The sequence below is a fragment of the Clostridium celatum genome, from assembly GCF_021412605.1.
Lineage (GTDB): Bacteria > Bacillota > Clostridia > Clostridiales > Clostridiaceae > Clostridium > Clostridium celatum.
In genome coordinates this window covers 68716-95715 of the sequence record NZ_JAJKGM010000001.1, presented here as the reverse complement: position 1 = coordinate 95715, position 27000 = coordinate 68716, and the positions used below count along the sequence as shown (strand labels likewise).

The 27000-nt window shown below is 27.8% G+C and carries 19 protein-coding genes; 5 read left to right on the top strand and 14 right to left on the bottom strand.

Annotated elements, in window-relative coordinates; translation table 11 throughout:
* Positions 1-178: 178 nt before the first annotated feature.
* Complete coding sequence (locus LPC13_RS00365; protein ID WP_005214102.1) at positions 179-1111, bottom strand: hypothetical protein; 933 nt, start codon at positions 1109-1111, stop codon at positions 179-181.
* A gap of 63 nt (positions 1112-1174) precedes the next feature.
* The gene (locus LPC13_RS00360; RefSeq protein WP_040419694.1) at positions 1175-2428 is read right to left on the bottom strand and encodes a serine hydrolase domain-containing protein; all 1254 of its coding nucleotides are present in this window, start codon (positions 2426-2428) and stop codon (positions 1175-1177) included.
* A gap of 280 nt (positions 2429-2708) precedes the next feature.
* On the opposite strand from LPC13_RS00360, the gene feoB reads away from it, so the two are divergent.
* On the top strand, positions 2709-5072 hold the full coding sequence (gene feoB, locus LPC13_RS00355; RefSeq protein ID WP_005214106.1) for a ferrous iron transport protein B: 2364 nt from the start codon (positions 2709-2711) through the stop codon (positions 5070-5072).
* A gap of 49 nt (positions 5073-5121) precedes the next feature.
* Here feoB and LPC13_RS00350 read toward each other — a convergent pair whose 3' ends face one another.
* Positions 5122-5265 carry a hypothetical protein gene (locus tag LPC13_RS00350; RefSeq protein WP_157464285.1) on the bottom strand — a complete coding sequence of 48 codons (144 nt, stop codon included), beginning with the start codon at positions 5263-5265 and terminating at the stop codon, positions 5122-5124.
* Positions 5266-5522: 257 nt separating this feature from the next.
* Here LPC13_RS00350 and LPC13_RS00345 point away from each other — a divergent pair, with 257 nt between their 5' ends.
* Positions 5523-6038, top strand: a complete 516-nt coding sequence (locus LPC13_RS00345; RefSeq protein ID WP_005214109.1) for an ECF transporter S component — start codon at positions 5523-5525, stop codon at positions 6036-6038.
* Positions 6039-6232: 194 nt separating this feature from the next.
* Positions 6233-7300: a PTS transporter subunit IIC gene (locus LPC13_RS00340; RefSeq protein ID WP_234088457.1), complete on the top strand. Its 1068-nt coding sequence runs from the start codon at positions 6233-6235 to the stop codon at positions 7298-7300.
* Positions 7301-7367: 67 nt separating this feature from the next.
* Here LPC13_RS00340 and LPC13_RS00335 read toward each other — a convergent pair whose 3' ends face one another.
* The 3 genes from LPC13_RS00335 to LPC13_RS00325 form a co-directional block, all read right to left on the bottom strand.
* On the bottom strand, positions 7368-7688 hold the full coding sequence (locus LPC13_RS00335; RefSeq protein WP_005214112.1) for a (2Fe-2S)-binding protein: 321 nt from the start codon (positions 7686-7688) through the stop codon (positions 7368-7370).
* Positions 7689-8002: 314 nt separating this feature from the next.
* A complete protein-coding gene (locus tag LPC13_RS00330) occupies positions 8003-9568 on the bottom strand; it encodes an AbgT family transporter (RefSeq protein ID WP_234088456.1) in 1566 nt (521 codons plus the stop codon).
* A 592-nt stretch (positions 9569-10160) separates the two neighbouring features.
* A complete protein-coding gene (locus LPC13_RS00325; RefSeq protein ID WP_005214114.1) occupies positions 10161-10799 on the bottom strand; it encodes a nitroreductase family protein in 639 nt (212 codons plus the stop codon).
* Positions 10800-11210: 411 nt separating this feature from the next.
* Here LPC13_RS00325 and LPC13_RS00320 point away from each other — a divergent pair, with 411 nt between their 5' ends.
* Together LPC13_RS00320 and LPC13_RS00315 are read left to right on the top strand one after the other, a co-directional pair.
* On the top strand, positions 11211-11651 hold the full coding sequence (locus LPC13_RS00320; protein WP_005214115.1) for an Hsp20/alpha crystallin family protein: 441 nt from the start codon (positions 11211-11213) through the stop codon (positions 11649-11651).
* A 93-nt stretch (positions 11652-11744) separates the two neighbouring features.
* Positions 11745-11972 (top strand): hypothetical protein, encoded by a 228-nt coding sequence (locus tag LPC13_RS00315; RefSeq protein ID WP_040419696.1) that lies wholly within the window; start codon positions 11745-11747, stop codon positions 11970-11972.
* A gap of 96 nt (positions 11973-12068) precedes the next feature.
* Here LPC13_RS00315 and LPC13_RS00310 read toward each other — a convergent pair whose 3' ends face one another.
* The 8 genes from LPC13_RS00310 to LPC13_RS00275 form a co-directional block, all read right to left on the bottom strand.
* Positions 12069-16007, bottom strand: coding sequence for a beta-N-acetylglucosaminidase domain-containing protein (locus LPC13_RS00310; protein ID WP_234088455.1), 3939 nt, complete (start codon positions 16005-16007; stop codon positions 12069-12071).
* Between the two features lie 225 nt (positions 16008-16232).
* Positions 16233-16532 (bottom strand): hypothetical protein, encoded by a 300-nt coding sequence (locus tag LPC13_RS00305; protein ID WP_005214123.1) that lies wholly within the window; start codon positions 16530-16532, stop codon positions 16233-16235.
* Between the two features lie 115 nt (positions 16533-16647).
* Complete coding sequence (fliB, locus tag LPC13_RS00300; RefSeq protein ID WP_005214125.1) at positions 16648-17805, bottom strand: flagellin lysine-N-methylase; 1158 nt, start codon at positions 17803-17805, stop codon at positions 16648-16650.
* A 125-nt stretch (positions 17806-17930) separates the two neighbouring features.
* A complete protein-coding gene (locus tag LPC13_RS00295) occupies positions 17931-18551 on the bottom strand; it encodes a hypothetical protein (protein ID WP_040419698.1) in 621 nt (206 codons plus the stop codon).
* Positions 18552-18665: 114 nt separating this feature from the next.
* Positions 18666-20441, bottom strand: a complete 1776-nt coding sequence (locus LPC13_RS00290) for an ABC transporter ATP-binding protein (protein ID WP_005214128.1) — start codon at positions 20439-20441, stop codon at positions 18666-18668.
* Entirely contained in the window at positions 20441-22168 is a 1728-nt protein-coding gene (locus LPC13_RS00285) for an ABC transporter ATP-binding protein (RefSeq protein ID WP_234088453.1), read from the bottom strand. The genes LPC13_RS00290 and LPC13_RS00285 overlap by 1 nt, the downstream gene beginning before the upstream one ends.
* Before the next feature lie 227 nt (positions 22169-22395).
* Positions 22396-25197: a VWA domain-containing protein gene (locus tag LPC13_RS00280; protein ID WP_040419702.1), complete on the bottom strand. Its 2802-nt coding sequence runs from the start codon at positions 25195-25197 to the stop codon at positions 22396-22398.
* 13 nt (positions 25198-25210) lie between these two features.
* Positions 25211-26998 carry a vWA domain-containing protein gene (locus LPC13_RS00275; RefSeq protein WP_005214133.1) on the bottom strand — a complete coding sequence of 596 codons (1788 nt, stop codon included), beginning with the start codon at positions 26996-26998 and terminating at the stop codon, positions 25211-25213.
* Positions 26999-27000: the final 2 nt, after the last annotated feature.

Sequence of the window (27000 nt, the reverse complement as noted above, 5' to 3'; positions counted from 1 at the left end):
ATGTTATGTTTAATAAGTCTTAAAATTTTATTAAGTATAAATAATAACAATATAAGCTCCAGTAACATAAAAATAAATATGCTATAAAAGACCACCATACTAAAAAGTATGGTGGTCTTTATTCATTCTTTTAAATGTTTCACTAATATAAAATTTAATTAATTATACTAATATCTACTTAATCTTCTTTAAACATAGAAACTTTATTCTCTTCAATAATCTTAGATGTATCACTTTCCATAACATAAAAAGTTCCTTCAAAGTTAACTAATTGTTGTATATCATTTTTAAATGTCATCTTATCATAAATTCTATTTCCTGATAAAATACTACAATTAAATGTTGGTTCAGTTAAAATTCCATCTACAGATATATCCTTAGCTTTAACTATAATTTCTTTATCTATCTTATTTTCAATACATAAATTTAAATTTATTTCATCTTCTTCATTACGACTCATTCTAATAAAATAAATTCTTGCTTTATCTGTATCTATTATTATATCTCCATCAACTTCATCTTCATTATTAATACTTTCATTTTCAACTAAAGTACTATCTTTTTCTGCAACCTCTTCTTCTGAAGTTTCTTTTATTTCTTCTACAACTTCTTCTTCCTCTTGTTTATCATTATTTATTGGTGTAATTCCAGTAAACTCTTGTAATGTCTTATCATCACTTAAAACTTCTTTAAGTTTACTTAATTCCTTATTACATTTACTATAACAAGTATTTAATTCATCCCTTACCCCTTCATTTTCTAAATATAAATCAAGGGAATTATTATAAATTTCTATTAATGCATCTAAAGAATATGGGAAATCCTTATTTTCTTCTACTGTATTTTTAACAATTGTATATTCACCTTTATAATAATCATCTAAATTTTTCCCAAGGTTTAATAATGTTGTTTCTAATTCACTTCTTGCATTATTAAGAAATTCTACATCTAATCTTTCTTTACTATATGTGCTTAATAAATGTTCATCAATAGTATATCTTGAAGCTAAATTAAACATCTCATCTAATAATTCACTAGTTACTCCAAAACATTCTTCAACTTTAAATTCTTTTTTAACTGATTTATTTTTATTTCTACTAAATAATCCCATAGTAAATACTCCTTTGTTTTTATAATATCTACTTTAAACTATACTACATTAATTATTGTTTTGTCAGTTATTTATCATTTCACGTATTATGCTTGTATCATATTTTGCATCTAGTATATCTGTTGTTTCATCTGAATTTTCCATTACTATTATGGTAATATCATTTTTAGGATTATATTCTGTATTTGAGTTAAATCCATCTATTACTCCACTATGCCTTATAATGCCATCATTAATAAAAAGACCATAACCATAACCATCAACAGGAGTAATCATTTGTTCATATGATTCCTTTGATAAAATATTACCTTTATGTAACATTCTATTCCACCTAAACATATCATACACATTTGCATAAATATTACCTGCTGCATAAGTAAAGTCAGGATTAGCTTCTATTTCTCCTGATACATCACTTCCATGTCCTTTAGCATCTGATTCAACTGTCTTCATACTACTAGTTATCATTTTACATGGTTTAAATATATTTTGTTCTACATACTCTTCAAATGATAATCCACTAGCTTGTTCGATAATTAATCCAAGTAGATAATAATTGGTATTACAATAATCATAACATTCTCCTGGTTCAAAACATAAGTCAGTTAAATATAAACTTTTTAATATTGTATCTTCTGACCATCTTTCATCCTCAACATACTTATCAAAATAAGCATCATTTTCATAATCCTTTAGAATACTTAAACATTCTTCTGATTTCATAAATAAATCTATCTCATTAAGATAATCTGGAATACCTGATCTCATTTGTAATAACTGTTTTACTGTAATCTTGTTTGCATACTGATATTTTGGAAAATATTTATCTATTGTATCATCAAGATTTATTTTCTTTTCCTCTACTAATTGCATTATTGCTGCTGCTGTAAATTGTTTTGTATTTGAGGCAATAGCAAATCGTGTTGTTAGTTTATTTTCTCTATTTTCATCATAATCTGCATATCCATATGCTTTAGCAAATTTAATTTCATCCCCTTGTGCAACAAGTGCTACTCCTTGAAATCTTTTGTTAGCATATTCTTCATCTAAAAATGCTTCTACATCTTCATATCCTGATTTCACAATTTTTTCTACATCATCATATCCTTCATCTTCAGAAGTTTCTTCAACTTCATCTACATTATCATTTATATCACTAGTATTTACTTCTACCTTTTCACCCTTCTCTTCTTCATTAGATTTTTCCTGTATGCTTGATACTGCTGGATTTTCTGTAGCCTTTGTATCACAACCTGATAAAGTTACTACACAACTAATAGTAAGTGCAGTCATCAACAATATATATTTTTTCTTCATAAATTTCCCCACCATTTTTATATTTTACTACTGATTATTGATAATAAAATTTTCATTAATTTATTCCTAATAAATTATATCTAGTAGTTACTATCTTATTATACTACTATTATACATAATTTTTTTATAAATTTAATTGGTATTTTTTTATTATGTTATAAATTTAGTAATTTATAATCTCCATACTGTAGCTTTAAAATAAACATCTCTTTTTAAGCAATTTAATTAATATTTATGAATAAATATTATATATAGTTAATTGCGTAAGGAGATGATATAAATGACATTAGACGAATTAGTTGTAGGAAAAAGTGCCACAATTGTAAACGTAGGTGGATATGGTTCATTAAGAAATCACCTTCTTGATATGGGTCTTACCCCGGGAACACAGGTTTCACTTATAAAAACAGCTCCTATGGGTGATCCTATTGAATTGCGTTTACGTGGATATGAACTTACATTAAGACTTGAAGAAGCTTCTAAAATAGAAATTACTGATATTCATGATACAAATCATATCAAAAGCTTTAAAGAAAGAATTGAAGATATCCCCCATCCGCAAGTTGGTGAAATGGGAATTTATCATGTAAATAAAAAAGGCGATGAATTATCTGCTGGTGATCCTTTAAGCTTTGGCTTAATTGGAAATCAAAATTGTGGAAAAACTACACTTTTTAATCAATTAACTGGAAGTAATCAACATGTAGGTAATTTTCCTGGTGTAACAGTTGATAGAAAAGATGGTATTATTAGAAACCATCCTGAAGCTACAGTTACAGATCTTCCTGGAATCTACTCTCTTTCTCCCTATACCGATGAAGAAATAGTTACTAGAGATTTTATCATTAATAATAAACCTAGAGGTATTATAAATATTATTGATGCAACTAATATTGAACGTAATCTTTATTTAACTATGCAATTAATTGAAATGGATCTTCCTCTCGTTATTGCACTTAATATGATGGATGAAGTTCAAGAAAATGGTGGAACAATTAACATTAATTTATTAGAACAAACTCTTGGTGTTCCTGTTGTCCCAATATCTGCATCTAAAAACATGGGAATTAATGAATTAATTGAACACGCTATACATGTTGCCCGTTACGATGAATGTCCAGGTAGATTAGATTTTTGTGATGAAACTGCCTCCTTAGAGCAAGCTGCCATTCATAGATGTATTCACGCAATATTACATTTAATTGAGGATCATGCTAATAATGCAAAAATTCCTGCAAGATTTGCTGCTACAAAACTTGTTGAAGGTGATCCTATCATTTTAAAAGCACTTAATCTAGATGATAATGAAAAGCAATTGCTTGAACATATTATTATTGAGATGGAAAATGAAACTGGAAAAGACAGACAAGCTTCTCTTGCTGATATGCGCTTTACTTTTATTACTAATGTATGTGATAACACAGTTATAAAGCCATTAGAAAGTAAATCTCATATGCGTAGTGTTAAAATTGATAATATACTTACTGGAAAATATACAGCTATTCCATCTTTTATAGCTATTATGTCTCTAGTTTTTTATCTTACATTTAATGTAATTGGCGCTACATTATCTGATTTATTAACACTTGGAATTCAGTGGTTCACTGATGTTTGTAACAATGCATTAACCTCTTACGGGCTTAATGAAGTAGTACGCTCTCTTGTAATTGACGGTATTTTTGGTGGAGTTGGAAGTGTACTTAGTTTTTTACCTATTATAGTTGTCTTATTTTTCTTTTTATCTATATTAGAAGATAGCGGATATATGGCAAGAATTGCTTTTGTTATGGATAAACTCCTTAGAAAAATTGGACTTTCTGGTAGAAGTTTTGTACCTCTTCTTATTGGATTTGGCTGCTCTGTTCCTGCAATTATGGCTACTAGGACACTTTCATCTGAGCGTGACCGTAAAATGACAATGTTATTAATTCCATTTATGAGCTGCTCTGCAAAACTTCCAATTTATGCACTATTTACTTATGCATTTTTTCCTAAACATCGTGCTTTAGTTATGGTAATTTTATATTTTTCTGGAATCATTGTTGGAATTTTATTTTCTTTACTTCTTAAAAATAGTGCCTTTAAAGGAGAGCCAATACCTTTTGTAATGGAATTACCAAACTATAGATTTCCTAGTCCTAAAAGTGTAGGTCAATTAATATGGAGTAAAGCAAAAGACTTTATAACAAAAGCATTTACTATTATTTTTATAGCAACTATTATTATTTGGTTTTTACAAACCTTTGATTCAAAATTAAATGTAGTAAGTGATTCTAAGTTTAGTTTATTAGCATCAATTGGTGGATTTATATCACCTTTATTTACTCCTCTAGGCTTTGGAGACTGGAGAATATCAACTGCATTAATTACTGGCTTCACTGCAAAAGAAAGTGTAGTTAGTACATTAACAGTATTATTAGGTGGTGATACATCTACTTTATCTACTTTATTTACACCATTTACAGCATTTGTATTTTTAATATTTACATTATTATATACTCCTTGTGTTGCTGCAATAGCTTGTATAAAAAGAGAGTTAGGTTCTAAAAAAGCTGCTATCGGTATAGTTATAATGCAATGCTGTATAGCTTGGCTTGTATCATTCTTAGTACGTATAGTAGGAATACTTTTGGGTTTTGCATAAAAAATAAAGCAGTTACTAAATTTAATGTTGTAACTGCTTTTCATTACTTTTAACTTAATCCTTTGTTACTACCTGGAATATTTATATCTTCACCTTCAAGCTTTTCATGAGCAATTTCCTCTATATCTATTAATCTTTGCTCTTGCTGTATTTCCTTATAAAACTCATCCTTATTTTTATTTTTTTTACTCACAAATAACACCTCTAATATAACTTTCTCTTTTATTTACTTTAATATAATTTTTATTATTTGCTATTTGGGAAATATTATTTATAGTACTAAAACTTCTTCATTGTTAATAAAATATTTATCATTATTAGAATACCTTTTTATTTTTAAGTATACTACAATTTTATATACTAATTATCTTTCATATATTGTATCGATACATTGGTATAATTATTTTATTTATTGTATTTTATTACTATAAATTTTTTTTGGGGGTTATCATGTCAAACAAAAATACTAATACTAGAGATATTACTAAAATTGCAATAATGGCTGCTCTTGTTTTTGTAGCAACGTATTTAATTAAAATTCCTTCTTTAAATGGCTATGTTCATTTAGGAGATTCAATGATTTTTATAGCTGTATTACTTTTAGGAAGTAAAAAAGGTGCTTTAGCTGGCGGTTTAGGGGCTGCTTTATGTGACTTATTAAGTGGTTATATGCAATATATTATTCCTACATTTTTTATTAAATTAATTATGGCTTTAATTATGGGAGTTATTGCAGAAAAACTAATTACTAAAACAAAATTTAGCTGGATTATTGGTGCCATCATCGGTGGTGCATTCCAAGTATTTGGATATGCCTTGGTAGAAACAATACTGTATGGCTTTGCTGGTGCAATTGCTTCTGTTCCAGGAAACATTATTCAATCTGTATCTGGCGTTATTATAGCTACAGTTTTAGTTATTATACTTGAAAAATCTCATGTGTTAAAAAAATTAAAAAATGTATAACTTATATATAAAAATGCTGTGCAAACATCTTATGCTTGTACAGCATTTATTTTTTATATGAAGTGATTATCAAAATAACATTTTCTAACACTTTACATATTTAAACTACTTCTATCATATCCACTTGAAATGTATATAATTTAATGATAAAGTTTATTTACAGATGTATATACACAATCGAAAGGGGTAAAAAAATGAAAAGATTAAAAGAATACTTAAATCATATTTTTATTGATGGATTAAGCGGTATGGCATTAGGGTTATTTTCAACCTTAATAATAGGAACAATAATACAACAAATAGGTAATCTTATTCCTGGAAATATAGGAGATATTATTTATCTTTTAGGCAAGATTGCTGCATCTACTACTTGTGCTGGTATAGGTGTAGGTATTGCTTATAAATTTAAAGAAAGCCCACTTGTAGTTATATCTGGAGCTGTAGCTGGTATGATTGGTGGGTTTGCAACTAAAATTCTTGCAGGAAGTATAATGACCGATACTGGTGCAATATTACTTGCAGGTCCTGGTGAACCCCTGGGAGCTTTTATTGCTGCTATAGTTGCTATAGAAATTGGACATGTTGTTTCTGGCAAGACAAAGGTCGATATAATTATTACTCCACTAGTTAGTATTGCTTCAGGTGCTTTAGTTGGATTACTTCTTAGTCCTCCAATATCAAACTTTATGACTTGGCTTGGAAATATTATAATGTTAGCAACAGAGCAACAACCTTTTATTATGGGAATGCTTGTTTCTGTAATAATGGGAATATTACTTACTCTTCCAATAAGTTCAGCTGCTATTGGTGTTATTTTAGGACTTAATGGAATAACTGCAGGTGCTGCTGTTGTTGGATGTTGTTGTCAAATGGTTGGGTTTTCAGTTGCAAGTTATAGAGAAAATAAAATTGGTGGATTACTAGCTCAAGGTATTGGAACATCAATGCTTCAAATACCTAACATAATAAAAAAACCTGTTATCTGGTTACCAGCTATTATTTCTAGCGCTATTTTAGGACCAATTTCTACAACAGTTTTTGGTATGACTAATAATGCAACTGGATCTGGTATGGGATCAGCAGGATTTGTTGGTCAAATAATGGCATATCAAACTATGATAGAAACTACTGCACCAAGTATAGTTATATTACAAATTCTTTTAATGCATTTCATACTTCCAGCCATATTAACTCTGGCAGTATCTGAATTTATGCGTAAAAGAGAGTTCATAAAATTTGGTGATATGGCATTAGACTTATAAAGAAGAGAAGTGTGGTATATTTACTCAAGTAATATAACACACTTCTCTTCATCATGGTTATTAGTGATTATTTCTTTAATTCTATTACGTTTTGGATTAATGCTTTACATCTACCGCAAGCTGTTCCTGCTCCAGTTATTTCTCCAACTTCTTCAACTGTTTCAGCTCCATTTTTAACAGCATTAACAACATCTTCTAAAGAAGTATTTTTACATCCACATACAGATGCTAATATTTTTTCAATTTCACCTGCACATCTACCACATCCAGTAGCTGCACCTGTCATTTCCTTTATTTCATCTAATGTACGTGCCCCTTGAATCATTGCTTTTCTTATAGTTATGTAATCAACATTTTTACAGTGACAAATTATTTTATTTCCAGCCATATTATTTCCTCCTATTTATATACTATGTGTATAATTTTATATCTTTTCTCATATATTCTATAATCATACATTATATTATTCAATATTTATTTTTAAATAATACTATTTAACCGTATATTATTATTTAATATTATCTATCTATATTTCCTTATATTCCAGCTAAAGAGTGTTATTATTTAATATTAAATATACTTTATCTGTAACATCTTTACCACATCCAATTAAAATATTACCAATAAAATTAGTAATTATATAAACAAATTCAAAAAAATCCGTAATAGCTTTTACAACTATTACGGAATATATATTTATTACTAGAACCCAAATGGAATTCCAAATGCGAAGAATCCTAATAAAAGAATTGTCCATCCGATTAAGAAGCTTACTGAATAAGGCATCATTAATCTTATCATATCTCCAATTGTGTATTCTGGCTTGTACTTTCTCATAAATACTAAGATAATACCTGCATAAGACATTAATGGAGTTATTATATTAGTTGATGAGTCTGCAACTCTATAAGCAGCAGCAACAACTTCTGGTGTCATATTTGAATTTACTTGATATAACATTGGTAAGAATATTGGTCCAAGTAACATCCATTTTGAAGTTAATCCACCAACAAAAAGATTAATTACAGCTGTTATTAATATAAATCCGATTATTAAAAGTATTGGGAATTCTGATAAGTTCATTGACTTTAATAAGTTTCCACCTAAGTATGTAATATACGTTCCAAGTCCACTCTTAGATAATAATGCTAAGAAGTTGTATGAGAAGAATGTTAAAACAAGTACTGATCCCATTGTTCCCATTTGCTTTGACATACCTTTAACTACATCATTAGCAGTCTTGAACTTTCCAACTTTCATACCATAGAATACACCTGGCATAAAGAATAAGAATGTTATTATTAATATAATATTATCCATAAATGGTGTTACTTTTGAACCATCTTCAGCTATATATGTTGCTAAAGGTCCGAAGTATAATCCTACTACACATAATGCTGCAATTAAGAATCCTAAACCTGCAAATTTAAGAGCTTTATTTTCAACTGGTTTAACTGTAAAGTCATCTAAATTCATATCTTCTGGAATTACATAACTTTCTTTTTCAAGTCTTGGCTTAATTATCTTTATAGTTACAAAAGCACCTATAGCTGCTAATAAGAAAGTAGAAGCAACTACAAAGTAATAATGCATTGTTGCTGGATTTAAAGCTTGTCCTGCTGCATTAGCAAAAGGAATACCTTGTCCTTCAGCAAATATCTTTGCATTGTTACCAATAATAATATCTATTGGTGTAGCTGGTATTAAGTTTGCACTAAATCCTGCTGATACCCCAGCAAAAGCAGCTGCCATACCAATAAGTGGGTTTTTCTTTAACCCTGCATATAATAAACCTGCTAAAGGTATTAAAATTACATAACCTGCATCAGTAGCTATACTACTCATTATTCCTAAAAATACTAATACTATTGGAAGCATTTTATCAGAAACTTTTAATCCAACCTTTTTAATTAATGTAGATAAAAGACCTGATTCTTCTGCAAGACCAACTCCTAGCATAACAACAAGAATTGTACCTAATACTCCTCCACCATATGCTAACCAGTTGTTAAGTAATGCATTTGAAAATATCCATTGAATATTTTCTGAATCAAACATATTTAAAATAGTGTGTGTTGTATAACTACCATCACCATTCATAACATCAAATGTTTTTCCTCCTAAGAAGAAAGTTGCAGCTAATACAACAACATAAAATATTGCAAATATAATAACTGGATCTGGTATTTTCTTCCCTATTTTCTCAATTAGAGAAACTTTTTTCTTCTCTTGTAAATCAATGATTTTTTCTTCTTTTCTCTGTTCCATTTTATCCCCCTAAGTAAAATATTATTTTAAAATTTTTTGTATTTTTTAAACAAAAATCGACATACCTTTTTAGAGTAAAACTTCTGTTTTTTTAATTTTATAGTTAATTTACTATTATTTTACTATACAATTATTAATTTATCAACCTTTTTCATGTTTTTTTTGCAAACTTATTTATAAATTCTTTTATATATTTAAATTTTAATAATCCATTCCCATATTTTTAACATCTATATTACTATTTATTCCATATTTTACTGTTATTATTTATATTTTATTACATTTTATTGAATTTTATGGAATATTATAGGGTGAAATCTGTTTTTCCACAAAAAACTCATGTCCATAAACAATTAATTCACAGAATAATTTTGTTATTAAATTTCATTATTAATATAAAGAAATTTATCAATATTTAAATTTATAAATATCAAAATTTATTTATCAAAGCACTTAATTTTTTAAATAAATTTTTAAAGAAATTACTTTTAGATAAAATATCTGTATTAAACAAACAGGATACCACGAAGATTAAATCCTCTTGGTATCCTGTTTATTCTTTATAAAAAAATTATAATTTTTTAATCATTACTTAATCTATAAATGTAACTACTTCCTCTAATGGTTTACGTGGTGGTGAATTTGGTGTATCATCTTCTGAAACTCCAAGAGATATCATTGCCATTAAGTTATAGCCTTCCTTATTAAAGCTAATAAGTTCCTCAATTTCGCTCTTTGAATGAGTTGGCCCTGTCATATAGCAAGTGCCATAACCAAGTTCTGTTGCTGCTAATAAAAAGTTTTCTATAGCTGCTCCAATTCCTTGAGCTGCTGAATTAGGAAATCTTAATTCATTAATAACATCTTCACTAGCATTATTATCTCTAAGAATTGTTTCTTCTACCATATAATATTCCTTTGAATATACAACAATTACTACAGGCGCATTTTTAAAACATGTATAATACGGCAATACACTCATCATTTGTTTTCTTTGTTTTTCTTCTTTAGCTATGTCTGCTAAATGAATATGATTCTTTGTAACTATATTTCCTATTTCATTTATTAAATCTTTATTTTGTATTACAACAAAATGCCATGTTTGCTGATTTTTTGGCGATGGTGCATGTGTTGCTGCATCTAACATTTTAATAATATCTTCTTTAGGAACATTTATCTCTTTAAATTTTCTAACACTCTTTCTTTGGTATATAAAATCTAAACTCTTCATTTGCTTTCCTCTCCCTAACTTATATAGTTTTTAATCTATTGAATTATATTATATATTAAAAACTATATAATTAACTAATACAATTTATAATATAAAAATTTATAAATATTTCTTAATAATTCCCAAATAAGATTATTTTGCTTAAAATATTTTTAAAATTTTTTAAATTTGGCTATTACATACCAATAAGGTTAATATTCTCACTATGAATTTTGTATTATCACTGTTACATTTTTGACCTTCTTTTACTTTAATCATATAATATAGTTGTACAAAGAGATAAGGAAAGTACAAAAAATAAACCAAATGAAAATTTATAGATTAATTCAAATAAAACATCTTTTTGTAATAAAAGATGTAAGTTCGATTAACTAAATTAAAATTTGGAATTTCATTTAAGGAGGTCTTTGTATGTTTGGTTTAGTACCTTTTAAATTTAGCAATGGAGAAAATTACAAAGGAGTATCATTAAATGACATGATTCAAGACTTCTTTAATGATGATATTACATCACCATTTAATAGTAGTTCAAGTTTCAAGACAGATATTAAAGAGACACCTGAAGAGTATATTATTCATGCTGAATTACCAGGAGTTGAGAAAAAAGATATAAATATTGATTATAGCAATAATTATTTAACTATATCTGCTGTAAGAAACAATGAAAATGAAGAAAAAGCAAATAACTTTATAAGGAAGGAAAGACATTATGGTAAAATTTCAAGGGAATTTTATATTGATAATGTAGATAAAAATAAAATTCAAGCAAAATTTGAAAATGGTGTTTTAAATATTAAACTTCCAAAGAAGGAGCACATTGCAAATAGTGATAGCAGAATTTTAATTGAATAATTTATAATTTAAATCCTGTAGTTTACTAAATTTTATTAACTGTTGTTTTTAAATTTAAAAATTAAATTAAAATAAATGAAAGAGAGTGATTTTATGACATTATTTACAAACAACAAACATCAAAACTATAGATTTGAGTATAAAAAGGACCATATTTTAATTGATAAATTCTATAACACAACTAATAAATATGCACCTTATACTTCTATACTTTCAAGAACTGACTTGACTGAAGATGAATTTAATAAAATTTGTGAAGATTGGTATGCTAGAAAAATGAGAGAAGAAGCTGCAAGGGCTGCACATAAACACGTTAGCTAATAATTAGTATTCTTATATTTGAATAATAAATAAATAAAAACTGCCGTAAAACCCTTTAGTTTTATGGCAGTTTTTATTATCTAGTTTTCTTTTAAACTAATCTTTTTTTCTTTTAAAAATTGCAACTCCGGCTGCAGTTAATAATCCTCCTATTGCAGCTATAACACCTGTTCCTACAACTGCACCAGTTTGTGGTAAATTCTCTGTTGGTTTATTTGGCTTTTCAGAAGTTTCTGGTTTTGATGTCTCTGGCCTTACTGGCGTCTCTGGTATTTCTGGAACTTCAGGGGTTTCTGGAACTTCAGGACTTTCTGGAACTTCTGGTATTTCTGGAATTTCTGGGACTTCTGGCGTTTCCACTGAATCTATAAATGCCTTTGTCTTTTCTATTAAATCCTCATATGCTAATACTTTTTCATCTTCAGTAGCCATATCTGAAGCTAGTTTTTCCTTTATGTTTGCTAAACTTTCTTCTAAAGCAATTCTTTCCTCAGTTACTTTTTCACTTTTTAATGCTTCTTCAGCTGTAGCTATGGCACTATTAATTTTTTCCATTATTGAATCTAAAGATACAAACGTAGGCTTAATTTCAAATATTTCTGGTCTTCCAGCATCACTTTCCCATACTAACTTAACAGCTACTATATTTCTTGGATTTTCTAAATGTAACTCTTTTAATGCTTCATCTAAAATTCCAAGTTCTATTGTTTCACCATTAATTGTTTCTGCAATAACTTTTGCTCCTGATATATTATCTGCACCTTGAACCACTGTAACCTTTGAAGTTAATTTACCATCAAATATTCTATAAGTTAAAGTGTCTCCTGCTACTATATCTCTAGTAGGTATATAAGCTGTATTTAAGTCATTATCTCTTATATTTTCAGTTCTATCTACATAAGTTCCGCTTGCTGTTGCACTTGTCTTATATTCTTTTTCTGTTGTATTTACAGCAATCATTCTAACTCTTGTCCATGGAAACTCTTCATTTCTATCTGAAATAACTCTCACATATCTTACATTTATGTCTAAGTCTTTAATTAAAGTTTCTGGTCCTGTGATTACTCCTACCTTAGTCCAGTTTTCTCCATCTACTGAATACTCTACATCTCCTGAAAGTATATCAGCTCCTGGTCCTTGAACTATTCTAATATCTCTTACATGCTTAACCTTTCCATAATCTAATTGAACAAATTCTCCTTCAAATATATCGTCTGAACACACAAATTGAGATGATATATCATTGTCAGCTGCATATCTTGGATGTATAAGATCATTTGTACTTATACGTCTATTAGTTGTAACTTCTGCAATATCAAATCCTTCAGTATATACCTTAATATTTTCTATGTTAACCTTTGTATCATTAATAGCTTTTATTCTAAAGTACTTTCCTACTACTGGATCATCAACTCTAAATGATGTTCCTTCGGCTACCTTTTCCCATTGAGCATTATCAATTGAGCTTTCTATAACAAAATCAGATTCATTCATATTTCCATTAGCAGTTACAGCAACTATATGTTTAACATCATTTAAAGCTAAACCTATAGTATCACCAGCTTTTAATGATACCTCTCCTATATTTTCTACTAATGTTACTTCCTCTGTACCTTCTACACTTTTCTTAGCTATAGCTGTTTCTGATTTTATATTTCCTATAACATTTTCTAATGTTTTTCCTGTATTAACTTTAAAATCTCTTATATATAATTTCTTATCTGAATCTTCAGTAATTCTGTATCTTACATATCTAGCTTCTATATCGCATTCTGCTAATAAATCATATTGTCCATCATTAACTTTAAGTTCTGTCCAATTTTCTCCATCTACTGAATATTCAAGAACACCCGTTGTTACTATATCCTCATCATAGCAAGTTCTACCCATTGCTAAAAATACGTCTTTTATAGTTTCTACTTGTCCTAAGTCAAAGCCCATATATTCACCTGCTTTAACTGTTTCTCCAGATACAAACCCTGAATCATTTCTATCGTCAACAATATATTCTGGTAAATATATATCTTTTAAAAACCATTTATCTGTTGTTGGTCCTTCAATATTCATTATTGGGGTATAATTATATTTCTTCGTAAATATTTCATCCTCTAATATAGTAGTTTTATCATTGAAATACTTACTTCCAATATCATGAGATTTTCTTATAAATGGATCTACAACTTTTTCTGCAATTATACCTTCTAAAGAATCTAATTCTGCTAAAGCTTTCATACCTTCATATTTTTTATTCCAGAATCCAACCATATCATCATTTTGTATAGATTCAAGCATAGAAACTATACCTAATCCAACTTCTCCATACTTTTCAAACTTAACAAGTTGCTTTTCCATTTGAGATAATAATTCTTCATTATCTAACTTTTCTCTTAATGAATCAGGAGTACTGATCATTTTTTCAAATTCACTCTTTAAAGTAGCTAATTCAGAAGAAACATCTTCTCCATTATCCCATTTTTCCCACATTGTTTCTATAAAGCTATCTAATTCTGGCGAGTCTGGTCTACCTGTATCTAATCTAGTTGAATGATCTGCAACATATTTTAATTCTTCCTTTGCCTCTCCCCCAACTACTTTTAATGCATTATCCCATGATCTTTCATAATCATATGCTTTAGTATTCCACGCATAATCTGCACCTGTTAAAGTTGATATTTTTGATGCTTCTGCAAATCTCATTGGATTAATAATAAATCCTGACATTTTTTCATCTAAATTATTATCAAAACCATACATAGGTCCTAAGCCTAATTTATCTTCTTTATAATCATTAACAGGATAGTTCCACCATAACATCATTTTCTTGCCATATATATTTGTTACCACATCTACATCTTCCATAGTAACACCATGGGATGGTATAACATGATGACCTGTCCACATTACTTCTATATCTTCATCTAAAGTTTCAGCAAAATCTTTAGTATACTTCTGAATAGTTACTCCATCTAAATCAAACATTGATGTTTCCCAATATTCCTTTGGAACTGTAATTAATGATTTTACTCCATCTTTTACTTTTACAAACTCTTCATTAAATCTATTTAATATTTCTGCATGCTTATCACCTTGGCTATTTTCAATATCATCCCAAAGAATAGCAAATCTTCTAACACCCATCTCATATAATGTTTCACACTTATTTAATAGCGCTTGAAAATCTGCTTCCCCTTCTTCACCATCAAATTTAATATCTATTCCTGGTGATATAGCAAATATAAAATCAACTTTATTTTCATTAGCTGTATAAATAAGCTCTTGCATTCTATCTAATTCTGATTCTGGATATGGTTCTCTCCATAAATCTCTATGATATGGATCTGATTTTGGTGCATATATATATGCATTCATTTTATTTTCACCATACATTTTTAATTGATCTAATCTTTCTTCTTGAGTCCAAGGTGTTCCATAAAACCCTTCAACTACAGCTCTTAATTCTATATTGGGTTCATCTTTTATGACAACTTCTTCAATATTTTTATCATTATCATTTTCTATAATTTGCTTTAATGTTTGAACCCCATAAAATGTTCCTGATTCATCATTACCTCTAATTATTATCTTATCTCCAGCTTCATCATCTTTAGCTGCTAAAATATAACCTTCTGATTTAGTAACAGTTGAAGTATCAACTGCTAACTCAGTAATAGCATCTTCCATTTCAACTATATTATCATTTACTTCTCCAATATATATAGTAGTAGCTCCTTCAACTGGTATTTCATTAACAGTTATATCCATATTAGTTAAAATACTTTTTAATAACTCTACTGCATATAAATCTGCTTGATCTGCACCTATTATATTAATAGTTTCTGTTAATTCAACTTGTCCATTTAATATTTCCATACTCTGAGGAAGTGGATTAATTGTTAATTTCTTTTCAGATAATGTATTCACTACCTCATTTGTTATTTCTGTAGTAGCTTGTACACTTATCGATGCCATAGAGTTTATTGCTAACATTATAGCTAAACTTACTCCAACTTTTTTTGCAAATTTTTCTCTTGCCATAAATATTCTCTCCCTTACTTCTACTAGTGTTGTGTTTATAATTAAACGATAATTAAATATAAGTCAAAAAAATACATCCATTTTTGCATTTTTTAGTATTTTATGTCATATATTCTCTCAAAATATAATTTAGCATATTTTTTACCTTCTGTAAACATTTTCTTAGATTTTAATTAATAAAAAACTGCTGTAAAACATTTTAGTTTTACAGCAGTTTTTACAAATCTATTCGTCTACTTCAGTTTTTGCCGCTTCAATCATAACAAATATGGCAGTTAAAATATGCATAATCATTCCGACAAATGGTATCCATCCAATTGCATTACCTACAATACCTAAAATGCTTCCTGTAATAGGTAAATTTTCTTTTTTAGATAATACTAAATTTACAATGTGAAAAGTTAACATTGCTATTAATGGGGTCCATGCCAAAGATAATATTATACTTGCACCTAGTACAGGAATTCCAAGTAAAGCTTCTATTCCACCTGCAACCCACTTAGTTACTTTAATAGTACTTTTCATATAATCTCCTATTTATATATTTATTAGTTCATTATTATATATTCATAAGTCTACTATTTAATTCTAAGTTTACAAGCTACACTTATACATATTTTATCCTTCTATAAAATATTAATTAATTCATTAATACAGCTATTATTTCATTTATTGTAAATACATTATTAGTTTCAAAAATCTCTGCTAATGACTCTATATTTTCTTCTAAGTGTTCGATATCTTTAGAGTAAGTATGAGATATATCTACCATATCTTCATTAGTAAAATCACCTTCTTCAGTAAATCTTACTACAGATAATTCTTTAATCATTAAATAACTTACTATAGCAGTTTTTACTTTTGCAGATACATCATAATCAAAAACAGCCTTCATGAAATATCTAAATATGAAATATACTAAAATATGCTCAAATTCATACATATTTTCTTCATAATATTTATTAAAAGCCTTATGTTTATATAAATAAATTTCCTTATCATCTTCACTTTGCCAGAATATTCTTAAAGCATTTTCTAATCCAAGAGGATCATTAGGCGTTATATGTTTTAAGCTTTTAAATACATTAAAATATTCATATACATTCTTATATTTAGTAGTTTCATCATTTTTATATTCTTCTAAACTATCTATGATTTCCCTTATATAATCTTCTTTTAAATATTTTTCTCTAATAGCTTTTATGCTTATTATTTCATTTTCATCTATTTTATCTTGAATTTCCTTAGTAAAATTAAGAACTATGGAAGCTCTTGTATTTAAATCTATACTTCTATTTTGAAGAATATCAATAACTATTTTTCTGCATTGCATAAGCTCAATATAAAGCATAGCATTAATATCATTATATCTATTAACTTCTTCATCATTTTCACTTAATTCAAAAGTTACCTTTTTAGAATCTCTTAAAATTATTCTACAAGCTTCAGGACATGATAATGATATTCCTATTTCTCTTAAAGAGCCAAACTCCTCCATATATCTTGGATATTGTTTGCAAGTATACGATAACCCCTCTTCTCCAAGCTCCTTATATATATCACATAATTTATTTTCTGCTAAAAAAGGACAGTTATTTCCCTTTAAAACAAATATATTTTCTCCAGCCTCATTTACTATCTCATTTTTTAATCTTTCTCCAAAGCACCCTTCTACCTTTTGATACTTTTTATATGTTTCATCATCAATTACAATTCCCCATCCAGCACAACATGTATCTTCACATTCTGATGCTATACATTTAAAATCTTTAAAATATTCTGGTACTCGTATTTTCATTTTCTACCTCACATCTTATGTTTATTACATCTAAATATCTTTCAGCCTTTATTTTAATATTTATTAATTATAGAGGCAAGTTTATTATTTCTCTTTAAATCTTATATCTATTTTACATTTTCTAATTACCTTTTAGGTGGACAATTAAATTCAACATAAATATTAGCAAGAGTTCTATTAATAAAATCATTTGTAATGTAAGCATTATCAGAAAATAACAATCCATAATCACTATAAAATCTACTTAGCATAAGAATAATATAAAAATTAGTTATACTTATATCTATAACTCCAGTATAAAACGGAATAACTGCACTAGAATTTGAAATTAAATAAGTCAATGAAGGAATGAATGAACTGCTGAATTCATAATTATTTTCCATAATTTCTTTTATAAATTTATCTGCATTTTTATCATCATGAATTTTTATATTACTGTTATATTGAATATTTCCTTTCTCTACCTCATTAATATATAAGCCTATAATAAAACAATATAAATCTATTTGTAAGTTTCCATTAACCTTATTATTAAATGTTAGTGGATTTAAATAATTATATTCTTCTGTTGCAAGTCTTGAGTAATTATAACTCAAAAATAAATATAATCTATTGATATTTCTATAAACTACTTTACCATCCTTGACTAATGGATTAACACTACCCAAAAACTTTGCACATGGAGGAACACTATAATCATCAAATCTATTACAATAATTTTTACATTTTTTCTTCTTCTTAGCCAAAATATAGCCCTCCAAAATTAATATACACTATCTTATGATTTTAACAGAACAAAAGACACCTACAAAAATATTAGCCCATGTAGAAGTTTTACTACATGGGCTAATATTATATATCTAAATATCCTCTGCAAACTGGCTATTATATAGAGATTCATAGAATCCACCTTTTGCCATTAACTCTTTATGATTTCCTTGTTCTATTATATTTCCATCTTTTATTACTAATATTAAATCTGCACTTTTTATAGTAGATAATCTATGAGCTATAACGAAGCTTGTTCTTCCTTTCATTATATTTTGCATAGCTTTTTGTAGCATAAGTTCTATTCTTGTATCTACTGAACTTGTTGCTTCATCTAATATTAATATTGCAGGATCAGAAATTATAGCTCTTGCTATAGTTAAAAGTTGCTTTTCACCTTGAGATATATTAGATGCCTCTTCATTTAAAAACATATTATATCCATCAGGAAGAGTTTTAATAAAATGATGTACATTAGCTATTTTAGCAGCTTCCACTACTTCTTCCTTTGTAGCTTCAAACCTACCGTACTTTATGTTATTTTCTATAGTTCCATTAAATAGCCATGTATCTTGAAGTACCATACCAAACATACTACGTAAATCCTCACGTGTCATATCTCTTATATCTACTCCATCTATTTTAATTGCTCCACCTTTAAGCTCATAAAATCTCATTAATAAATTTATTAATGTAGTTTTACCTGCTCCTGTAGGCCCAACTATAGCTACCATTTGACCAGCCTTAACTTCTGCATTTAAATCATGAATTAAGATTTTATCATCACTATATCCAAATCGTACATGTTCAAATGAAACATTTCCTTTTGGATTTTCTAATTTAACAGAATCACTCTTATCTGCGCTTTGTTCTTCCTCTTCTAAGAATTCAAATACTCTATCTACTGCTGCAAAAGCTGATTGTATAGCTGAAGATAATTGTGTTACTTGAGATAAAGGCTGATTTATTTGCCATATATATCTTATAAATGCTTGAAGATTACCAACAGTAATTCCTCCTCCAATTGATATTATAGCCCCCATTATACCTACTGCTGCTATTCCTAGATAACAAACTAATGATACTAAAGGCCCCATTGTACTTGATATAAATTGTGCTTTAAATCCAGCTTTTTGAAGCTTATTATTAATGTCAATAAATTCTTCAACTGCATCATCTTCTTTTCCATATAGCTTTATTTCATTAAATCCAGTAAACATTTCTTGAACAGTTCCATTTAATTTACCTAAAGCATCTTGTTGTGCTTTAAAATATCCTTGTGATTTGCTTACTACTATTTTTGATACTATAAAGCTAAGTGGAATTATAAGCATTGCTACTAATGCCATTTTAAAATTTATGATAAACATCATTGTAAGTGCTAAAACAACTGATAATATAGAATTTACAACTTGGCTTAAACTTTGTTGAAGTGCATTTGAAATAGTATCTATATCATTAGTAATTCTACTTAATACATCACCATAACTATTACTATCAAAATAACTAACTGGAAGTTTTCTAATTTTATTTTGCACTGAATTTCTTAAATCTCTCATACTATTTTGAATAGCATTAGTTAATAAAAAGCTTGAACCATAAGTTGCAAGTGTATTTCCTAAATATACACAAAATAATACTACTAATACTTTTATTATATATTTAAAATTAACTGTAGCTCCTTCAATTCCTTTTATTAAGTCAAAAGAATCATTAGTAAGCTGAGTTATTATAAGTCCTTCTACTGATGGTGCAAGTGCTGTAAACACTGCAGCTATAATAATTAATAATATAGCTGTAATAAATCCTATTTTATAAGGCTTAACAAAAGGAGTAATTTTTTTCATTGAATTTAAAATCTTTTTCATTATGCCAATTCCTCCTCTGTAAGTTGTGATAATGCTATTTCTTTATATATTGGACATGTTTTTAATAATTCTTTATGTTTGCCAGCTCCAACAACTTCACCTTCATTCAGAACTATAATTTTATCTGCATCCATAATAGAACCTATTCTTTGTGCCACAATTAATACAATTGAACTAGTTGTTTCCTTTTTTAATGTTGCTCTTAAAATAGCATCTGTTTTAAAATCAAGAGCTGAAAAGCTATCATCAAATATATATATTTCTGGCTTTCTAACTAAAGCTCTTGCTATTGATAATCTTTGCTTTTGTCCACCAGAAACATTTGATCCACCTTCACCTATTGGCTCATCAAACTTCTTTTCTTTCTTTGTAATAAAATCATAAGCTTGCGCAACTTTTGAACTTTCAACTACTTCGTTATGAGTTGCATGTGGTTTTCCAAACTTAATATTACTTTTTATACTTCCTTTAAATAAAAGTGTTTTTTGTCTTATAAATCCTATTTTTTTACGAAGCGCTTTAATATCAAAATCTCTTACATCTACTCCATCTATCTTTATGTTACCTTCTGTAACATCATAAAATCTTGGAATAAGATTTATTAGAGTTGATTTACCACTACCTGTACTTCCTATAAATGCTATAGTTTCTCCTTTTTTAGCTTTAAAAGAAACATTTTTTATTACAGGCTCTTCTCCATCTGGATAAGTAAATGTAACATTATTAAACTCTAAAGTACCTTCATTATTAGTTTCAGTAACTCCATTTGCTGGATTTTTTATTAATATTTCAGAATCTAAAACTTCTTGTATTCTTTCTGCAGAAACCTGTGCTCTTGGATACATAACAAAGACATTTGAAAATAACATTAAAGAAAACATAGCATGGAATAAATATTCAATAAATGCTACTAATTGTCCAACTTGCAATGTACCTATATTAATCATTTTACTTGCAATCCAAAATAAAACTATTATAGCTAAATTTAGTAATAAGAAAAAACTTGGCTGAGCAATTGACATTAACTTAAATAGCTTTTTTGAGATACCTGCATATTCATTATTTGCCTTATTAAATCTTTCAGCTTCATAATTATCATTACCAAAGGCTCTTATAACTCTTATTCCAGTTAAGTTTTCCCTTGAAATTCTATTTAGTTTATCTAAATTCTTTTGTTGAGTTTGAGACCATGGATGAGAAGTTTTTGCTATTGCAAATACTCCTAAAACTATTAATGGTAATGTAACTACTAGTATTAACGATAACTTTACATTTGTCTTTAATATCATAAATAGACTTAAAACAAACATTACTGGACATATCATTGCCATCCTTAAAATAGTATTAGTAAATTGCATAACTTGAAATGCATCGTTTGTAGTTCTTGTAATCATTGAAGATATCCCAAACTTATCATACTCACTATGAGAAAATGCTTGTGCTTTTTTAAAAATATCATTTCTTATATCTCTTACAACACTTGTCGATATTTTTGCAGAAGTATATCCTAAAAGTATACTTCCCATAACACCTAAGATTGATATAGCTACAATTATTATTCCCATTTTCTTTATATAGCTTATATCATTATAAGCTATACCCTTGTCTATTACATTTGCCATTATAGTTGGTATTCCAAGCTCAACTAAGGCAAATCCAAGTACACCTAAAAGATTTAATAATATAAATCCCTTATATCTTTTTAAATACGTTAAAATCAAATTCAATCTTATCTTCCTCCCTTTTTCAAATTTAGTATCATTTCAAATTTACTTATTTTACTACAATAAAGATTTTAATTTTACCATTAATCTTATTTTGCATCAATAATTTTTTTTTAACCGCAGCGCGCCTGCGGGGCAACCCGAATTTTGCAAATGCAAAAGAATCAGTAACCTTAGTTACCGATTCTTTTATTTAAATTTCAATTTTAAGACTTATACTCTTCTAATATCTATATACCATTTCTATCATTTTTCTTTTTAAGTAAAGCATTAGTATCAATACCTTGAACCTTTGGCTTTTCTTGTTTCTTTTCTTTTTTTGATCTAGTGTTTTTCTCTTTCTTGCTTTCATTAGCTACTTCTTTTAAATCAGCTACTTTTTCATATTTGTTTTCTACTTTAACTTCCTTTTCCATAGCTAACTCTTCACTAATACTATCTTTTTTCTTAAGTTTCTTTTTCTTATTTTTATTATCTTTATTTTTAATAAACTTAGAAAAATCTAAGTTTAGTCTTCTATAAGCTATATCAAATAAAAATAGTATTAATGCTAATATAATAAGTGGAATAGTTAAATTTATTTTTCTATACTCCTTATCTAAAGTACTAGTAAATACTTCTTCAACTTTATTTATAAAGGCTCCATTTGTTTCTTTCACTAATGTATCTAATTTAATACTATTGGTATTAAACTTGTATTCATCTGAATATTTAAGTGCAAATGCACCTTTATAAGTACTCTTTATATTATTTCCTTCTTGTTCTCTTACACTAAAGTTATAAAATCCTAATGAACTTAATGGTATATTAGCTTCAAATTTTCCTGGCTCACTTTGAGTTAACGTAAACTCTCCTTCTGTACCATCTTCACCATTATAAACTCCAGTTACAGTTGTATTAGAAGTTATATTATCATTATAAAATTCCACTTTAGCTTCATTACCATCTTGAGTAATTGATAAATGTCCCTCTTCCCCATAAGAAGGTATTGCATAATAAACTATATTCTTTATTAATTGTGGCCCATATTCCCAATTTAAATAGTTTTTACTCCAGCTTCCATCTACATCACTTGTAAAGCTTACAGTTTTTCCTATTCCATATTGTCTTACTGCAAGTATTGGCTCATCTCTATTAGAACTTAAAATTTCAATAGCATCATCCTTTAATGATGTTCCTATATATCCAAGTAAACTTGGAATTCCTTCTGAGGTTTTAACTCCTGCAAGAACTTCATGACTACTTACTATACTTGGTGTAAATTCTTCATTTATTATATAAGTTCCTGCCGATAATAATACTTCTTGAGCAAATATTCTTGGTATATCAGTGAAGATATCAGTGTAATAGCTTCTTCCATGTCCAGCTGCAGCTAAATCACTTAATAAACTTTGATTTGAATCTCCACCTACTGCTACTGTTGATAAAGTTATATTATCTGCATTAAACTTATTTAAAAGAACTTCATAAGTTGAATAAGGTACAGAATCTTGTCCATCCGTTAAAAGAATAGTATGCTTTATTTTTGCATCACTTTCTCTTTGAAGATTATATCCATTTTCTAGCGCTGGATATATTGATGTACCTCCTCTTATTTGTATTCCTGAAATAAGCCCTTTTATATAATCTTTATCTGTAACCTTTTGAGTAGGTACTACTACATCATAAGTATCATCAAAGGCTATTACTGATATATCATCTATTTCTCTTAAGTTATCTACAGCCTTCATTGCTGCTTCTTTTGCAAGTGTAAGCTTACTTACTCCTCCACCTTCAGCACTCATACTTCCTGACTTATCAATAATTAAGTTAATACTTATAGATGGAACTTCGTTTTTCCCTTTCTTATCCATGTTTACAGGAAGTATAGTTTCTAAGGAAGTATCTTTATACCCTCCAAGAGCGTAAGCATCTTCTCCACCAAAAGTTACAACTCCACCACCATATTCCTTAACATAGCTTTCTATATTATTCATAAACCCAGTAGTTAAATCATCTTTATGAACATTGTTTAATACTATAGTTTTATATTCTAAAAGTTCATTTAAAGTACTTGGAGAAGAAGCTGGATAAATAGTTTTTATATTTGCTCCACCATTTTTTAATATTTCTTCAAGTGCAGTAGCATCACCTTTTACTCCATTTATTATTAAAATATTAGGTTTATCTACTACATTAGTATACGCACTATATTCATTGTTTACCTTATTTGTATCACCATTTGCTTCTACTGTAACTCTATAACTTTTAAATCCCCCACTATTTTGAACATCCCTAAAAACAAAGGAATTACTTCCTTTTTTCACTTGAACTTCTTGCTCTCCAACCTTTTCTCTTCCACTAAAAAGTGTAAGCTTAGCTGAAGTTTCATAATTTGATTCTAAGTCTATTTGTACCGCAAACTCTTCTCCTACAGATATATTGTCTGGCACAGTAACATTGTCTACATAAACTTCATTACCTGTTTGGCCTGTTACCTTATATACCTTTAAATCTATATTTTCTGCATTAATTAGCGGAATAGACTTTAAAATATCACCTTTATTTTCTTCTCCATCAGTTATAAGAACTATTCTTTTTGACGTACCATCTTCAAATAATGTTATAGCACTTTCAACTACTGACTGTATATTAGTTGCCGTATTTATAGGACTTTCATTTAATCCCTTATACTGCTTATTATCTATAATTTTATCTATTTTTGAATTATCTCCAAATAATATTACTCCTGCTTTATTTCCCCTTGGCATTATTTCTAAAGCACTTTTTATAAAGCTTTCTCCACTACTTTTAAAAGAACTTATACTTTCCGATACATCTAATAAAAATACTGTAGAAATATTTTTCCCCTTAATACTTACTGTTATATTGGCAAAAGATAAGGTTAAAAGAGTAAATATTATTATTCTACTTATAAGTATTAAAAAGTCATTTTTACTGCTATTTTTAAATTTTCTTATACTGTAGTACATAAAGGAGATAATTATTGGAATTAAAATTAAAAAATATAAGTTTTCTATATAAAATTTCACTTTTTATCTCCTCCTAATTACCTTTCTTATATAATATCCATTCAATTGCCACTACTATCATTGCAAGTAATATAAATAATGGCCCTAAATTAATTCCGCTTTTTAGCTGACCTTTTGAAGTTATTATATTTTCATTTTCTCCAATAGTTTGAACTGAAGTATTACTTTCACTTTTGCTTGGAAAATTAACAGCAAAGCTTTCTTTAGTTTCATTTTGATTTAACTTATATACACCTAAGTATTTACTACTATTTACTTCTTCACCAGCTTTTAAGTTTTCTATATCTCCATTTGGATAAACTACTTTTATTTCATTTTCATAATCTGATGATTTTAATACTATTTTTTCCCCTGATTTAAAATTACTACTATACACCATACCTGTAGAAATTAAATCTTCCCCAAGCTCATACATAAGTATTGGAAACTCTTTTTTAAGCGCAAAATCACTATTATGTAAATCAAATGATAAAGCTGCTATTTTTCTATCATTTAATTCACCCTTAAATCCAATAGAATCATTATCTATAGTTAAAATATTTTTACCATAATAAGGAGTTTCAATGATATTATAATTTGATAAAGTAAATTGAGTACCTTCTAAATATGTTGAAACTTCACCTTTAACTGCTGTAGCTTCACCTAATTCTCCACCTTTTAAAACATTAAAAAGCTCATTAGAACTAGGATTTATAAATAATAAACTTCCTTTTGTAGGGATGCTCTCTGGCATTAAATTATCAAATACATAAAGATCATAATCATCTGTACTAGTTATATTGGATGGATCATTTGTTTTATAAACTTCTGTATTTTCAATTGCTCCAAAGGCTTTTTCTAAAAATACATTTTCTTTTGTTATTAATAATACTTTATTTATCTTATTTTCACTTATAACATGATAATAGGTGTTATCTTCTACTAGTATATCTTTTCTTGATAACTCACCTTTTAAATATTCACTATTTATATTATCAAGTTCAAAAGATAAAGTTATGCTTTCACCTACTTGTAAGTTTACTGCTTCTACTTTTGATAATTCATCTCCTTCATATAATGAAAAATCCCCTTCATATACACTATCTCCATTATTAGTTACAGTAGCTATAACCTTAACCTTGTCTTCTATAAACTTATGAGAAATGTTATCTATAGAACCATTTAATCCACTATTAGCTAAGTAAATTATCTTTCCATTTATATCTTGAAGTGATATTTCTTTATCTGTAAAAATTAAAGCTTCATATTCTTCTCCAATACCTTCTCCTATTGCTTTAACAAAAGATGTTACCTCACTAATATCACCACTTGCATAACTTGGCATTATATTATCAATAATACTTCTTGCCTTATCTTTATTAAAATCTCCATTTAAAAGTAAGTTTGAAGTATTGTCATAAGAAATTATATAGGTATTAGTACCATCCTTAATACCATTTAAGTATTCCTTGGCCAATTCCTTACCTTGCTCTAACCTACTTTTATCATCATATAAAGTATTCATACTAGCACTATTATCTATTACCATAATAATATTTTTGTATGACTTTCCACCAAAGTTCAAGAAAGGTTTCATAAGAGCTAAAATTATAAATAATATTATTATAATTTGTAATAATAGCATTATATTCTTTTTAAACTTTTCCCATGGCGTATTTGCTCTAGTATTTTTATAAACGTCCTTCCATAATAAAGATGAAGATATTACCTCTTCTTTATACTTTCTCTTTAATATATAAAGCATTATTACTGGAGGAATAGTTAATAACAAAAATAACGGCCATAAATTAGTAAACCCCATAA

Coding starts and splice junctions, on each gene's coding strand:
- LPC13_RS00365 (WP_005214102.1), bottom strand. CDS start 1,111: ATGGGATTATTTAGTAGAAATAAAAATAAATCAGTTAAAAAAGAATTT.
- LPC13_RS00340 (WP_234088457.1), top strand. CDS start 6,233: ATGAAAAGATTAAAAGAATACTTAAATCATATTTTTATTGATGGATTA.
- feoB (WP_005214106.1), top strand. CDS start 2,709: ATGACATTAGACGAATTAGTTGTAGGAAAAAGTGCCACAATTGTAAAC.
- LPC13_RS00345 (WP_005214109.1), top strand. CDS start 5,523: ATGTCAAACAAAAATACTAATACTAGAGATATTACTAAAATTGCAATA.
- LPC13_RS00275 (WP_005214133.1), bottom strand. CDS start 26,998: ATGGGGTTTACTAATTTATGGCCGTTATTTTTGTTATTAACTATTCCT.
- LPC13_RS00305 (WP_005214123.1), bottom strand. CDS start 16,532: ATGAAAAGTACTATTAAAGTAACTAAGTGGGTTGCAGGTGGAATAGAA.
- LPC13_RS00330 (WP_234088456.1), bottom strand. CDS start 9,568: ATGGAACAGAGAAAAGAAGAAAAAATCATTGATTTACAAGAGAAGAAA.
- LPC13_RS00360 (WP_040419694.1), bottom strand. CDS start 2,428: ATGAAGAAAAAATATATATTGTTGATGACTGCACTTACTATTAGTTGT.
- LPC13_RS00320 (WP_005214115.1), top strand. CDS start 11,211: ATGTTTGGTTTAGTACCTTTTAAATTTAGCAATGGAGAAAATTACAAA.
- LPC13_RS00290 (WP_005214128.1), bottom strand. CDS start 20,441: ATGAAAAAGATTTTAAATTCAATGAAAAAAATTACTCCTTTTGTTAAG.
- LPC13_RS00310 (WP_234088455.1), bottom strand. CDS start 16,007: ATGGCAAGAGAAAAATTTGCAAAAAAAGTTGGAGTAAGTTTAGCTATA.
- fliB (WP_005214125.1), bottom strand. CDS start 17,805: ATGAAAATACGAGTACCAGAATATTTTAAAGATTTTAAATGTATAGCA.
- LPC13_RS00315 (WP_040419696.1), top strand. CDS start 11,745: ATGACATTATTTACAAACAACAAACATCAAAACTATAGATTTGAGTAT.
- LPC13_RS00325 (WP_005214114.1), bottom strand. CDS start 10,799: ATGAAGAGTTTAGATTTTATATACCAAAGAAAGAGTGTTAGAAAATTT.
- LPC13_RS00335 (WP_005214112.1), bottom strand. CDS start 7,688: ATGGCTGGAAATAAAATAATTTGTCACTGTAAAAATGTTGATTACATA.